The 14390-nt window shown below is 69.0% G+C and carries 11 protein-coding genes; 5 read left to right on the top strand and 6 right to left on the bottom strand.

Annotation, left to right across the window (positions count from 1 at the left end):
* Positions 1-33: 33 nt before the first annotated feature.
* Together ACFUNE_RS11095 and ACFUNE_RS11090 are read right to left on the bottom strand one after the other, a co-directional pair.
* Complete coding sequence (locus tag ACFUNE_RS11095) at positions 34-2286, bottom strand: ATP-binding cassette domain-containing protein (RefSeq protein ID WP_383565057.1); 2253 nt, start codon at positions 2284-2286, stop codon at positions 34-36.
* A 229-nt stretch (positions 2287-2515) separates the two neighbouring features.
* Complete coding sequence (locus tag ACFUNE_RS11090) at positions 2516-2842, bottom strand: DUF5132 domain-containing protein (RefSeq protein WP_383565055.1); 327 nt, start codon at positions 2840-2842, stop codon at positions 2516-2518.
* Between the two features lie 396 nt (positions 2843-3238).
* On the opposite strand from ACFUNE_RS11090, the gene ACFUNE_RS11085 reads away from it, so the two are divergent.
* Genes ACFUNE_RS11085 through ACFUNE_RS11070 form a run of 4 tightly spaced genes read left to right on the top strand, consistent with a single transcriptional unit; the run spans position 3239 to position 8476 of the window.
* Positions 3239-4822 (top strand): ABC transporter substrate-binding protein, encoded by a 1584-nt coding sequence (locus ACFUNE_RS11085; RefSeq protein ID WP_383565053.1) that lies wholly within the window; start codon positions 3239-3241, stop codon positions 4820-4822.
* A gap of 29 nt (positions 4823-4851) precedes the next feature.
* The gene (locus tag ACFUNE_RS11080) at positions 4852-5820 is read left to right on the top strand and encodes an ABC transporter permease (RefSeq protein ID WP_383565051.1); all 969 of its coding nucleotides are present in this window, start codon (positions 4852-4854) and stop codon (positions 5818-5820) included.
* 2 nt (positions 5821-5822) lie between these two features.
* A complete protein-coding gene (locus tag ACFUNE_RS11075) occupies positions 5823-7688 on the top strand; it encodes a dipeptide/oligopeptide/nickel ABC transporter permease/ATP-binding protein (RefSeq protein WP_383565049.1) in 1866 nt (621 codons plus the stop codon).
* On the top strand, positions 7685-8476 hold the full coding sequence (locus ACFUNE_RS11070) for an ABC transporter ATP-binding protein (protein ID WP_383565047.1): 792 nt from the start codon (positions 7685-7687) through the stop codon (positions 8474-8476). Before ACFUNE_RS11075 ends, ACFUNE_RS11070 begins: the two co-directional genes overlap by 4 nt.
* Positions 8477-8636: 160 nt before the next feature.
* On the opposite strand, the gene ACFUNE_RS11065 is transcribed toward ACFUNE_RS11070, so the two are convergent.
* On the bottom strand, positions 8637-9698 hold the full coding sequence (locus tag ACFUNE_RS11065) for an alpha/beta fold hydrolase (protein WP_383565045.1): 1062 nt from the start codon (positions 9696-9698) through the stop codon (positions 8637-8639).
* A 304-nt stretch (positions 9699-10002) separates the two neighbouring features.
* Here ACFUNE_RS11065 and ACFUNE_RS11060 point away from each other — a divergent pair, with 304 nt between their 5' ends.
* A complete protein-coding gene (locus ACFUNE_RS11060; RefSeq protein WP_383565043.1) occupies positions 10003-11037 on the top strand; it encodes a 3-oxoacyl-ACP synthase III family protein in 1035 nt (344 codons plus the stop codon).
* A gap of 673 nt (positions 11038-11710) precedes the next feature.
* On the opposite strand, the gene ACFUNE_RS11055 is transcribed toward ACFUNE_RS11060, so the two are convergent.
* Genes ACFUNE_RS11055 through ACFUNE_RS11045 form a run of 3 tightly spaced genes read right to left on the bottom strand, consistent with a single transcriptional unit; the run spans position 11711 to position 13581 of the window.
* Positions 11711-12448, bottom strand: coding sequence for an ANTAR domain-containing protein (locus ACFUNE_RS11055; RefSeq protein WP_383565041.1), 738 nt, complete (start codon positions 12446-12448; stop codon positions 11711-11713).
* Positions 12445-13164, bottom strand: coding sequence for a hypothetical protein (locus tag ACFUNE_RS11050; RefSeq protein WP_383565039.1), 720 nt, complete (start codon positions 13162-13164; stop codon positions 12445-12447). Before ACFUNE_RS11050 ends, ACFUNE_RS11055 begins: the two co-directional genes overlap by 4 nt.
* A gap of 54 nt (positions 13165-13218) precedes the next feature.
* Entirely contained in the window at positions 13219-13581 is a 363-nt protein-coding gene (locus tag ACFUNE_RS11045) for an STAS domain-containing protein (protein ID WP_383565038.1), read from the bottom strand.
* Positions 13582-14390: the final 809 nt, after the last annotated feature.

Here is a 14390-nt window from a genome sequence, read left to right as displayed (position 1 = left end):
GCGACCGGCGTGCGGGGGTGGTCTTTTCTGCGGTCAGGCGGCGAGTTCGCCGGCCTGGAGCTGCCAGAGAGATGCGTACAGTCCGTGCTGGGCGAGGAGTTCGTCGTGGGTGCCCTGTTCGGCGACGATGCCGCCCTTGTCCATGACGTAGATGCGGTCGGCGTGGCGGACCGTGGAGAGGCGGTGGGCGATGACGACCATCGTGCGGCCGGCCGCGAAGCCGCGCAGTGTGCGCTGGATGGCGGCCTCGGTCTCGTTGTCAACGGCGGACGTGGCCTCGTCGAGGATCACGACCGGCGAGTCCTTGAGGATCGCCCGAGCCAGGGCGATCCGCTGCCGCTGGCCACCGGAGAGTGCGGCACCTCGTTCGCCGATCAGAGTGTCGTAGCCGTCCGGCAGCGTCGCGATGAAGGTGTGGGCCTCGGCCATGGTGGCCGCCCGGAGCAGCGCCTCGTCCGAGGCTCCGAAGCTGCCGTAACGGATGTTGTCGGCGATGCTGCCGTCGAAGAGGAACGGATCCTGGGCGACGAAGCCGATGGCGTGCCGCACGTTGTGCCGCCGCAGGTCCCGAATGTCCTGTCCGTCGATCAGTACCCTTCCGGACTGCGCGTCCTGGAATCGCATCAGCAGTCTGGCGATCGTCGTCTTCCCGGAACCGGTGGCGCCCACCAGGGCGGTCACCTGCCCGGCCGGGATGGTCAGCGACAGGTCCTTGAGTGCCGTCGGCCGGTCCGGGTAGGCAAAGGTGACCCCGTCGAGGACGATTTCGCCCCGCACGTCCGCAAGGTCGAGGGTCTCGTTTCCGCCGTCGGCCTCGACGGGCAGGGCGCGCAGCCGCTGGACCCGGTCGTAGGAGGAGAGGGTGCGCTGGTACTGGTCGGCGATGCCGCCGAGCCGGCTCATCCGCATCAGAAGCATCTGGGGCAGCCCGATCAGAGGACTGAACACCTCGAAGGGCAGAGTGCCGTTGAGCACCGAACGGCCGCCGATCAGCAAGGTTCCTGCCATCGATGCGGTGGTGCAGGACCGGACGGTCTCGGCGTGGCGGATCGTGGTCCGGTCGGTATGCCGGCTGCTCTCCTGCACCGCCTCGCTCAGCCCGTCGATGCGTTCGGCCTCGTAATCCTCGGTGCAGAAGCTTTTGACGGTCGCACCGGCCTCCAGCGAGTTGATCACCTGGCTGCCCAGCCTGGACCGGCACTCGCCGTTGACCGCGTAGTCTGCTGCGGCCTTCTCCTGATGGTGCAGCGACAACCAGGCGATGACCGGAATCGGGAGGAACGCGATCCAGGCGATCTGCGGTGCGAGCAGAAGGAACGCCGGCACCAGGATGGCGAGGCTGGTGGCGAGTTGCAGCATGTCGTTGGCCGGGCCGGCGAAGAAGGCGCCCAACTGGCCGACGTCGTTGGTGAGCGTGCCGGCCACCCGGCTGGTCCGCTCACCCTCCAGGTGCCCCAGTTCGAGGTGCTGGACGTGTCGGTACGTGCGACTCCGCCAGTCGTGCTCGATGTCCTGGCCGAGTTGCCGCCACTGAAGGTTCGAGGCGTACGAGAGACCTGCCACCGCCGCACAAGCGACGGCCACCAGTCCGGCCAGGCCCCAGAGTTGGGCGGACGCCGTGGTCAGACCGAGGCTGACCAGCGGAGCTGCCTCGCCCTTGATGAGGACCAGGCCGGTCCATCCGAGGAACGTGCCGAGTGCGATTTCGGCGGCCTGGCAGGCGACGGACAGTGCGGCGGCACGGTAGAGGCGGCGCCGGTGCGGGCCGACGATCTCCAGCAAGGGGTGAAGTGCGGCGCCGGGTTCGTCCGTGTCACGGGACGCCTCGACCGTTTCGCGCCAGGCTCTCCGAAGGACGACCGCGGTCGCTGCGGCAACCCCGCCCGCAGCCACCAGCTGCCTGCTCAGCGCCGATCCCTTGACCAGAGCGACCCCGGCCGCGACTCCGCCGCCTACGGCTAGCACCGGGCGCACCACCAGGCCGCGGTCCGCCCGAGCGGCGGGCGCGGGGAGGCCAGGTGCAGAACGCCCCGCGCCGGCTGGCCCCTCCACGACCCCCGTGACGGCCTTGCGGATGATCCGGCCGATGTCCGTGGCCCGCAGGCGCGCATCGTGCCGGACGAGCACCCTGCCGGTGACCGGGTTGGCCTGAGCCTGGGTGATCCCGGGGACGCGGCGCAGGACGGCGGCGAGGGTCTCGGCCGCCCTGGGGCGTCCGAGAACCAGCTTGACGTCCCAGCGCTGGCGGCCCGGTGTGACCGAACGTGGGCTCGCATCCGATTCCACGGAGCGGTATCCGGTTGCGGCACCCAGAAGCGATGGCATGTGTACGATCACCCGTTTGCGGAGGTCGCGGGAAACCGCCACGAACACGACGGAATCACGGCGACGGAATGGAAGTTCTGGACAGCAATCACAGCGGCCGAGCGGCCTGTGAACGGCCGCCGCCCGGACGCATTCAGCCGAAATGGTTCGGCTTACGCGCCCGGCGACGGCCGCGAGTCCTTATGGACCGTCAGTGCGTTTTCCCGGTGGCGCTGCCGGCAGTCGCACGGATCTTCGGGGTCCTGGGATCCCCCTTGGCGCCGTGCCCGGCGGAGTGCTGGCCGTCGGCGGGGTTGCCATCGGCTTCCCCAGCGGCGAGCTGGGCGGCCACCACATCGGCGGCCACTTCGGACGCGAGGTCATGAATATTCTCTCCGGCCTCATGTGCGGCCTTCTTCACCTCCATCACGATGCCGACGGACGCTTTGACGACTCCACGCAACATCGGCTTGAGCAGACGCTTGGTCAGCGGCGCCGCGATCAAGCCGATCAGGAAGGGCGGTACTACGGGCGGCATGATGCTCCATCCTCTCTACGTATACGTATGACAGGGAGCCCGGATGCGACGACCACCGAAGCAGCGCAGAACCGGGCGGATGAAAGCATTCCATCGCGAGATCCGGGATTCACCTGACGAGGCAGATGACCGAATGCCGGAATGCGCCTCCGATCCACTGATCACCGTAGTCGAAGCGCGCCACCGTGAGCCAAATGGCCGTCTAAGAAATCACTCTTGCGAGTGCTTGCGTCGTTCCATACGTGACCTGTAATGCGGTGGATCCGAACAGCATCTAATGCGGTTGGATGACTATTTACGTCTCACGGGATACGCGTTCGGTCCGGATATTCGAACCTCTATTCCTCACCCGTTGGTTGACTTATCACGGTCATGCCCCGGTGGCAGCATGACGGCATGCCTCGACGCACCCCCACAGTCGTCCAGGCGGCCGCCCTCACCGCCTCGGCCGTCGCGCTGACCGGCTGCGGTGGGGGCGTCGTCTCCTCCACGACCACACCCTTGGTGCACCACGGCACCGCACGGATCGCCGAGTCCAGCGAGACGCCGACTTTCGACCCCTACTCAACCTTCGGCGCCGCCCAGGCACGCTACGCCTATGACTCGTTGGTCAACCTCGCCTCCGACGGCACTCTGGTCACCGGGCTGGCCTCCTCCTGGCAGGCCACGACCACGACGGCCACCTTCACCCTCCGCCCAGGCATCACCTGCTCCGACGGCACCCCCCTCACCGCCTCGGCGGTAACCGGGGCACTCACCTACGCGAGCGACCCGGCCAACGAGCTTGCGGGCGCCAGAACCGTCCTCCCGAGCGTTCCGTTCACCGCGAGCGCTGACGACCGGACCGGCACGGTGTCGGTGACTGCCGCCGCCCCTTTTCCGTTCCTCACCCGCACCCTCGGCCTGCTGCCGATCGTCTGCCCCTCCGGGCTCGACCGGCCTGGGGCGCTGGACCGTGCCACCCATGGCACCGGCCCCTACGTGCTGACCCGCTACGCCCCGGGCGGACCGTACGAGTTCACCGTCCGCGCCGGGTACTTCTGGGGACCGGCCGGGGCGACCACCGCCAAGCCGGGTCTCCCCGCGCGCATCGTCGTCTCGGTGGTGCCCCAGGCATCCACCGCGGCGAACCTGCTGCTCACCGGAGGTGTCGAGATCGCGAAGGTGGAAGGGCCGGACCGCGCCCGGCTCACCGAACGCGGTCTGGCCACCACAGACGTGGCGACCGTGGTGGGGCTGACGTTCTTCAACCAGCGGCCCGGCCGGGTACTCGCCGACAGGGCCCTGCGCCGTGCCCTGGTCTCCGCCCTTGATCGCCGTGGGCTCGCCAACGTCGCCGTCGGCGGCACCGGGGCCCCCGCCGCCGACTTCGGCGCCTGGGGCGCTGTCTGCCACGCCGACCTCGCCGACGCCAACCTCCCCACGCAGAACGCCGTCGAGGCCCTGCGCTCCGCCGGCTGGACCCGCTCTGCCGACGGCCCGCTGACCAAGGACGGCCAGTCGCTCCGGCTCCGCCTGATCACCAGCCCGGATCTCGGCCCGACCTTGACCTCCGTCGCCGAGCTGATGGCCCGGGAGTGGACGGCGCTCGGCGCCGAGGTCGACCTGGTCGCCGAGAGCCTGCCCGCCCTCGTCAATGCCATGTACCGGAGCGCCGACTTCGACGTGGTCGTCGGCAGTACCCCGGGCTTCGCCCTGCCGGTCGGTTTCATCCCGTTCTTCTCCGGCCCCGCTCCCGCCCAGGGCCTCAACTTCGCGGGAGTGAGCAACCCTGAGTACGAGGCCCTGGTCGCCCAGGCGCTGCGGCAGACCGACACGGCCGGATGCGGCACCTGGAACCGGGCAGCCGCCGCGCTCTTCCGCTCGGCCGACGCGCTGCCGATCGCCGAAGGCCGGAGCAGTGTGTACGGGCATCGCACCACCTTCGCCACCACGTTCGGCGGCCAACTCGTACCCACGAGCATCCGACTCCACCAGTGACCGCCCACATCCGCGACCGAGGGCTCACCATGTCCGTACCCCAGATGCTGCGGCACCCCTGGACGGTGTTCCTCGGCCGCCGCACTGCCCGACTGCTCCTCTCCCTCGGATTGGTGCTCACCGCGTCCTTCGCGATGATCCGCCTCGTCCCCGGCGACCCGGTCCGGGCCGCGCTCGGCGTCGACGCCGCCCCCGACCTCGTGGCCGCCCGCAGGCACGCCCTCGGGCTCGACGCGCCCTTCCTGTCCCAGTACCTCCACTATCTGGGCGGCCTCCTGCACGGGGACCTCGGCACTTCTCTGGTCACTGGCACGCCGGTCGCGGAGATGATCCGCACCCGGCTGCCGGCCACGCTGGAGATCGCCGGCCTCGCCTTCGTGGTCACCCTCGTCGTCGCGCTGCCCGGCGGCCTGCTGGCGGCAGTCCGCACCCGCGACGGCCGCCGCCCGCGCACCGAGATGGTGTTCGTCGTCTTCACCGCCGGTCTGACCGGAGTGCCGGACTTCGTCCTGGCCGCCGGACTCAGCGCACTGCTGGCCGTCGGCCTCAATCTGCTTCCGGTGGCCGGTGCGGCGGGCGGCGGGTCCTTCGTCCTGCCTGTTCTCGCGCTTGCCCTCGCCCCTACCGCGGTCCTGTTGCGCATCGTCCGGGTGGAGGCCTTGAGGGTGCTGAACGAGGACTACCTGCGCACCGCCCGGAGCAAACGGCTGTCTCCCGCGCGCCGCTATCTCCGGCACGCTGCGCCGAACACGGCCACAGCTGCACTCACCGTCGCCGGGAGCCTGCTGCCCGCCCTGATCGCCGGCACCGTGCTGGTCGAGAAGGTCTTCGCCTGGCCCGGCATCGGGTCCGCCATGGCCCAGTCCGCGGTCGCACAGGACTACCCGGTGGTCCAGGCGATGGTGCTGGTGCTGGGCACCACCGTGCTGCTCGCCGGCCTCCTCGTCGATGTTCTGCTCGCCGTACTCGATCCCCGATCCGCCATCCGGGAGATGTGACCATGCGCCTTCCATCCGGTTTCCGGCGCTCGCCCCTCGCCTGGACCACCGCGGTCATGCTGACGTCACTCGTCGCGCTCGCCCTGGTCGGTCCGCCGGTCTGGGGCGCGGCTGCCGGTCGGCCGGACCCCTCGGCTGTGCTCCAGGGCCCTTCCGCGGCCCACCCCTTCGGCACCGACGGCCTCGGCCGGGACCTGCTGGCCCGGGTCCTGACGGCTACCCGGCCCTCACTGCTGCTCGCGCTGGCGGCGGTACTGATCGGCGCGGGCTCGGGAATCCTTGTCGGGGCCTGCACCGCAGTCCTCGGGCGGCGTGGTCGCCGCCTGACCGCCGGGCTGATCAACCTCCTGCTCGCCTTCCCGGCACTCCTGCTCGCAATGTTTCTTGCGGTCGTGTTCGGTGCGGGCACCGCCGGGGCCGTGCTGGCGCTCGCGGCGGCGGGAGTCCCCGGCTTCGCCCGACTGGCCCAGACCCTCGCCGCAGGCGTCGCGGGCACCGGCCATCTGGCATCGGCCCGTATCCTCGGTCTGCGCCGCCATCGTCTGCTGTGGCGGCACGTCCTGCCCAACATCGCGGAGCCACTGCTCCTGACCACCACCACGGCGGCGGGCACCACCCTGGTCGCTCTCTCCGGGCTGAGCTTCCTCGGCCTGGGCGTCCAACCACCCGGCTACGACTGGGGACTGCTGCTCAGCCAGGGTCTCGACCGGATCTACGCCGAGCCACTGTCCGCGCTCGCCCCGGGCCTGGCCGTTCTCTACGCGGCCCTGACCTTCCAGATGCTCGGTGAGGTCCTGGCCGGGAGCGTCGCCCGCCGCGGCCCTGCGCCGCGCGTTCCCGCACCGGAGCCCGCACCGAGCGGCCCCGCCGAGGAGGGGCTGGTCCTCCAGGTCGAGGACCTCACTGTCGAACTCCCCACCCCGGACGGCACGATCCAGCCGGTGCGCGGTGTGAGCCTCTCGCTGCGGCAGGGGGAGGCCGTCGGCCTCGTGGGCGAGTCGGGGTCGGGCAAGTCGCTCACCGCGCTAGCCGTCGCAGACCTGCTCCCGTACGGTGCCCGCGTGTCCCGCCGCACCCTGCGCCTGCTGGGAGCTGATCTCGCGGCCCTGACGCCGAAGGAGCGGGATCGGCACCTCGCGACAGGCCTGTCGGTGATCTTCCAGAACCCGGCCTCGGCGCTCAACCCGTCCCTGCGGATCGGGACCCAGCTCACCGAGGCCGTCCGGGCCCATCGCGGTACGAGCCGTGCACAAGCCGCTGAGGAGGCTGCCGACGCCCTGCGCCGGGTCGCCCTGCCCCCGGAACTGCTGCGTTCACGTCCTCACCAGCTCTCCGGCGGCCAGCGTCAGCGCGTGATGATCGCGGCCGGACTGATGATGCGCCCGGGGCTGATCATTGCCGACGAACCGACCACCGCGCTCGACGCCACCGTGCAGCGGCAGATCACCCAGCTGCTCACCGACATCCGGCGGGACACATCCGCCGCAATCCTGTTCATCAGCCACGACATCGCACTCGTGGGGGAGTTCTGCGATCGGGTCCTGGTGATGTACGCGGGCACCATCGTCGAGGCCGTGCCCGCCGACCGCCTCGCCAACGGCGCCCGGCACCCCTACACCCGGGCCCTGATCGCCTCGGTGCCGGACCTTGCCGCGGACCGTGGCAGACCTCTGCCGACGATCGGGGGGGCACCGCCCGAGCCGCTCGTGCCCGCACCGGGATGCCCGTTCGAGCCCCGGTGTCCGCGCCGCCAGGACCACTGCGCCGAGCAGGCTCCACCGGTGCAGGAGCTCGATGCCACCCACCGGGTCGCCTGCTGGCATCCGGTACCCGTGACGGTGGTCCCGGAGACGGTGGCCACTTCATGAGCACCCTTCAGGTGATTGACCTCACCGTCCGCCATCCGGGCCCCCGCGCCTCCCTCGCCGCCGTTGACGGTGTCTCGCTGAAGATCCCGTCCGGCACCACGCTCGGTCTGGTGGGGGAGTCCGGCTCCGGGAAATCCAGCCTGGCCGGTGCGATTGTCGGCCTGGTCCCCGTGCAGGGTGGCCGGATCCTGATCGACGGCCACGAGGTTCGCACCCGAAGCGTCCGCGACCGACGTCGGCTCGGGCGCCTCGCCCAGGTCGTCCTCCAAGACCCGGACACCGCGCTCGACCCCCGGATGACGGTCCACCAGACGCTTGTCGAAGCTGCCACGGTCTTCCGTCGACTCGACCGGTCCGCCGGCACCGTGCGCGTCACCGAACTGCTCGCCCTCGTCGGTCTGGAGCCATGGCTCGCCGGTCGCCTGCCGCGGCAACTGTCCGGCGGCCAGCGCCAGCGGGTTTCCCTCGCACGCGCCCTGGCCGTCGATCCCCGCCTGCTGATCGCTGACGAGATCACCTCGGCGCTCGACGTCTCGGTGCAGGCGTCCGTCCTCAACACGGTTCGCGAACTGCAGCGACGGCTCGGACTGTCCATTCTGTTCATCGGCCACAACCTGCCGGCCGTCTGCCACGTTTCCGACGTCGTGGCGGTCATGCGGCACGGCCGCATCGTCGAGAGCGCTCCCACCGAGGCGATCCTGCGCACACCTCGACACCCTTACACCCAGACGCTGCTCGCCTCCGTGCCGTCCCTTCGCGCGTCCCCGCCCGAGGAACGGCCGTCATGAACGGAGGGTGCCCGGACACGGTGTGTCCGGAAGAGCCGGGCTGATCGGCACAGGGGTCGACCCCTGCAGCAGATGGACCGCTGCGCACTCGCCGGCATAGTCGTGGACCCCGGATTACTCCTCCCGCCGGCACCCGGCCGGGCCCGGCTCCGGGCGACGGTCAGGGGCGCGTCGCGCGAAGTTGCCGTATCAGGTCCCCGACCACGCCGACTACGAACGAGGGCACCTCGTGCGGAAAGTTGTGGCCCGTTCCCTCCGGCGTGTGTACCAGCCGTGACGCTGCCGACGTCGACAGGTACCGGGTCCTGCTCCGGAGGTAGAAGCGACTGATCCGCTCGGCCTCAACAGCGTCCCGGGCGTCGGCCAGCACCGCCTCACCGCCGATGAGATCCCTGGGTATGACGAGCACCAGCGGCAGGTCCCCCAGCTCCCCGTCGTACACCACGGTCTCCCAGCCGACTCTCGCCAGCCCGGACGGTGACAGCTCTGCGAAGATCGACGCGGCGGCGCAGCCCTGTCCTGCCCGGTTCTCGGGGCCGCGATGGACACCGAACAGTTGCCGCACCGCCGTCAGCAGGAAGCCGCGACGTATCCGTGCGAGCTGCTTGCTGCGCGGCGCGAAGGCGACAACCTCCGGGGGCGTCGGATCGAGTAGCACGAGGCCGGCCACCAGATCCGGCCGACGCCTGGCCGCGTTCGCGACCAGTAACCCTCCCAAGGAATGACCGACGAGCACGAAGGGTGGCTGCTCCCCTGCTCCCTCAAGCGCTGCCCACAGCTCCTCCGCCTCTCCCGCTGTCGTTCTCGGGAAGGTCCCGGCGTCGCTCCAGCCCGAACCGAACCGGTCGACCAGCACCGACCGGGAATCCGTGGAAAGCATCGTGTGCAGTACCCGCAAGTCCTCTCCAGGGGCGTGCCCGCCGGGCATCCAGATCACCGTCGGCCCGCTCCCGGACTCCCCCTCGGCGAGGACGTGCATTCGGTGGCCGCCCACACGGACCAGCCGCCCCGGCGGGGGGCTGGCTTCCCGTTCGCGGGCCAACAGGACCAGGTGACGAAGGGCTCCCACCGCCAGCAGCACACCTGCAGCCATCACCAGGGCGCCGAGCACCGTCGCCCATACAGTCCCTGCCCCCGTCAGCCCTGCACCCGCCCCAGCCACCAGCACCGCAACCGGCACCCCGATCCAGTCCCGGCTCAACAGCGTGAGCAGGGAATCCACGACTCGTCCGTTCCGTCGCATCGGCACCTCCGCGCAGGTATTCGAAAACCGATCACCGCCAGTATCCGCCCTCCGCCCACTCGGAGCACGGCAAAGAATTTCCAGCAGTGCAATGTCAAGCGGTTGAATCTTTGCTCACTCTTATTGATTAAGGAGCAAACTTCTGATTCGTCTCCCGTGAGATGCTGCGGTGGCGCCGTGATGCGACGGACCGAGCGGTGCCGGGCTTTCGAAATCGATATCGGGGACGGAACATGAGAATTCTTCGAGAAACACCGACCATGCCCGAGCGGAGCGCCACGGAGTGACCGTCGCCCTGGACCAGACCCTGTTCCACCAGACCGGTGCCGGCCTGTCCGTGCCGTTTGCCATCGCCGGGACCGGGGTGCACCTGCCGCCGACGGTCGTGACCAATCAGGAGCTCACCCTCACCCTGGACACCAGCGATGAATGGATCACCAGCCGTACCGGTATCCGCGAACGCCGGCGTCTGGCCCCGCTTCTGGCGACCTCCGACATGTGCGTCGCCGCCGCCCGCCCGGCTTTGGCCGCCGCGGGCATCGAGCCCGCACAGCTGGATGCGGTCATCGTCGCCACCTACACCGGGGACCAGCCGCTCCTGTCGACCGCGCTGATCGTCAAGGACGCCCTCGGCGCCCACAGCGCTCTGTCCCTGGACGTTACCCAAGCAGCCTGCGCCTCCGGCATCCAAGCCGTGCTTATCGCCGCCCACCTCCTTCAGAACCCCTCCATCTCCACCATCCTGGTCCTCGCGGCCGACTGTGCCTCCAGGGTCGTCGATCCCACCGACCGCACCACGGGTGTCTTCTTTGGAGACGCCGCAGCAGCCGTCGTCCTCACCCGTACGGACACTCCTGGAGCGGGCCTGCTCTCCTACAACCTGGGCTCCCGACTTTCCTACGACGTCCAGATCCCCGCCGGAGGCTCCCGGCTGCCCGTCAGCACCGCCACCGTCGCCGCCGGAGACCACTACCTGTCCATGGACGGCCGTGCCGTCTGGAACGCCGCGACCACACGTCTGCCCGAGAGCATCACCAGCGCCGCCCACCGCGCTGGAGTGCCGATCGATCAAGTCCGGCACTTCTTCTTGCACCAGGCCAACCTGAACATCCTTACGGAGGCAATGGCCACCCTTGGCGTCCCCCGTGAGCGTGCACCCGTCACGATCGACCGACTGGGCAACACCGGATCAGCCGGCGTGTTCACCGCACTGCACACCACCGTTACCGAGGGCTCCTTGCTCCCGGGAGACGCTTACGTGTTGTCCGGAATTGGCGCAGGCTTCCAGTGGGGAAGCCTTTGCCTCCGCCACGCCTGACCACACCACAAAACAGATATGCCCCCGAGGTGGGCTGTCGAATCCCGTCGGTCCCGGACGACGTCAACCTCCGGAATATGAAACATTCGAGGCGCGCCGGGGAGGCGCCGCTTTCGACAATTCGTTGTCCGTTCTGTGCTGCGGCTCCGCTCCGTCCATTCGTGGACGGGTGCCCTCCAGGAAGTTCCTGGTGAACCCGCTGCCGCGAGCACCAGCATGGGCGGCATAGTCATCACGTGTTCCCGGGCTGCACGGGCCGCCCAGGCCCGAGCAGCCATCGTCCAGCTCTCTGCCGACGGAATCGACGGGGTGGTGTTCGGCTGGGTCGACAACGCCGGGCTCGTTCGGGTGAAATCCGTCCCGCTCGCCCAACTCGAACGCGCCGCCCGGTAAGACAGTCGGCCCGATGGGCGACCTACGGCTCGTGCCCAACCGCAACCGGCTCGTATCGCTCGCCGCACAGCCCGGATTGGCCTGGGCCCCGCCGACCGGTACACCCAGGGCGGCGCCCCACCGGCCGCCGCCGCGGCCGCCTGGAGGAAGTCGCCGACCCCGACAGCAGCCACATCATCCGGGCGTTCCAGAAGGCACTACCGGGTGACACCGACTCAGGTCGCGCACCGGCCGAGGTGAGCCGCTTGCCGCACCCTAGATTTTAGTAATGCACAGGTGCTCAGGGGTGCGGGATCTGGTCGGTGTCGAGGGTCTGTTCGATGATCTTGCGGGCGCAGTCGGAGATTCGCAGCTGGCGGGCCCGGGCGTACGTGCGCAGGGCGGCGTAAGCGGTGTCGGTGTCGGTGGTCCAGCGTTCGGCGAGGATGCCCTTGGCCTGTTCGATGACGATGCGGCTGGAAAGGGCGCGCTGCAGCTGGCTCTTCTCCAACTGCTCCTGTCCGATGTCGCGTTGCTGCAGCAGGGCGATGGTGGCGATGTCCGCCAGGGCTTGGGCGAGCGATGCGTCCTGAGGGTTGAGCGACTGCCGGCTGGCGTGGAAGAGGTTCATCGCGCCGACAGCGCGGTCACGGAGCCGGAGGGGGAAGACGTGGCTGGTCTGGAAACCGCTCTTGCGCGCTCGGTCGGCGAAGGCGGGCCAGCCGCCGATCGAAGCGGGGTCATGCAGGTCGATGTTGAAACGTGCTTGATGTGTGCTGTAGCAGTCCAGGCAAGGGCCTTGGTCGTGCTGGAGGGCGAAAAGCTCCAGCAGGTGGGTGTTCTCGTCGGACGCGGCGACCGTGTGCAGGAGTCCCTTCTCGTTGGCGAGGAGGATTCCTGCTGCTGAGACGTCGAGCAGCGTGACGCAATGGGCGCACAGCTCCTCCAGGAAGTCGATGAGGTCGAAGTCATCGATCAGGGAGTCCGCGACCTTCACGAACACTTCGGACACTTGCTGCTCGCGGGACATGGATGTCATCCCCTCGTCTCCTTGGCTGCTTCGGATTCGGGCCCGTCGTCGTCCAGGCGCAGACGCCGGGCGACGACATCCTCAGCGGCATGGACGATGGAACGGTCGTTGCTGTATGCGTAGGCGCGCAGGCGGAGGAGTGCTTCAGCCAGGGGGAGTTCGAGCTGGACGCTGAGCATGCCTGTGGCTTGATGGACGACGGCCCGGTGTAGTTCTCCGTCCGGCTGGGCGTCCATCCACTCCTCGAGCCGAGACCCTGACCCGCCGAGGAACTGGAGGGCCAAGGCCGCCGTGAGGCCCAGGGCATCCTCCATTTGCTGGCCGCTCATGTGGCCCGGAGACGCGCGGAGAGCGGTGAGGACACCGACCGTGATGCCGCCGATGGCCAGCGGGAGACAGAACACGGCCCGGATCGGCAGAGCGGCCATCGTCAGGACGAGGGCCGGCCACCTGTCCCCGCTGACAGCGGCCAAGTCGTGCTCAAGTGCCGCATGCCCTGTCAGCAGGGCGTCGGGCCCGGGGCCCTCACCCAGGGTGAATTGCATGTCTTCGAAGGATGCGCCGGTCTCGCTGGAGGACCACAATTGTTCGGTGACCTGGCCCTCGACTGCCAGTGAAACCACGAGGTGGTCCATGCCGATAACCCGCACACGGGATTGGCTGAAGCCTGCGCCGGCATGCGTGTGCAGGGACCGCAGAATTTCCGTCATCTCGGGGCTGAGCACCGGCTGCCACCTCTCGTTTCCCAGTGTAACGGGGCAGCAGTGAGTTGATCTTCATCATGCCGCTTCGGCGTCGTTCTTATGCGCTACTGCGCCGTGCTGCCGACCGAGGAGGGTTTCTGTACTACCGGTGAGAGCGAGCAGGCGCAGGACAGCGGAGGAGGGGGCCTGTACCCGGAATTCCCAGCGCTTGGTCCGGGCGTCGAGCGCTGCTTTGAGGAGTGCGGTGAGTCCGCCACAGTCACAAAACGCCACGGCACTCAGATCCACGTGAACGGACCTGACACCAGCGCTCAGTGCCTCCGCCATCGTGGCGGTGAACAGGTGAGCGGAGTCGTGGTCCAGCGCTCCCGTAAGGACCATGACGGTGTTCGTCCCCTCCTGGCAACGGTCGACGTAAAGGAGTGGCGATATGCGCACGAGGCGTCCCTTCGAAGAGTGGATCAAGGACGGACCGGCCCCACATGTGGCAGCGCCGAGGCGGGAGGCCGATAGAGAGCCACGGCGCTGCCGACTCCGGCTGCGACCACCAAGGCCGCCGCGAGCAACCAGCCATCAGAAAGTGCTGCCCCTCAGGCCCGGCGTGGGGCGGTGCAGGGCCGCGTCTTTTCGCAGGAGTGAGGGGAGACGGGCAGCTGCCTTATGCGCTGAGAGACCGAGGTGCGCCACTGCCTGTCCGTAGGGATGGCTTCGGACAGGAACAGGCCGATCGACACGTGCTCCCGATTGCTGGACAGGTTGCTTGAACTCGTCTCACAGATCGAGGTCGAGCACGGGAGTGGCAGCCCCCAGTGGGGGAGCAGCGGAGCCGCGCACCGGAGCCACAGGTCCGCTGTCAGGTACCGCAGCTCCACCTCTGGCAGGGGCTCGGACGACCCCCTGTACACCTGCGCCACTGTGGCGACGACCGCGTCGACGGCGCGGTCGATATCCCGGCACAGGAGTAATGCCAGGGAGAACAGAGCGTCACCGTGGCTGTCGTAGGCAGCCAGTGCCGTGCACGCTTGCTCTCGCCTGGTCGCCGGAATGCCGCGTCGGGCAAAGCCGCGAATCTGGTCAGGGATGCTACGCGTCATGATCTTCACCTGCTTCGATCCGGACGGTCAGGAACCGCCGGGGGCAGGGGCGCGAGCACAGGGTAGTCCCCAGTACACAGGTTGGCTACCTCTGCAAACCGGACGTGCATCGAAGGCGTCACGACGGGCCCCTCGCATCCCTGGTCTCCTCGC

Origin of the sequence: Streptomyces sp. NPDC057287 (assembly GCF_042667905.1) — a bacterium.
GTDB lineage: Bacteria > Actinomycetota > Actinomycetes > Streptomycetales > Streptomycetaceae > Streptomyces.
This window is presented reverse-complemented; position numbering and strand designations above follow the sequence as displayed.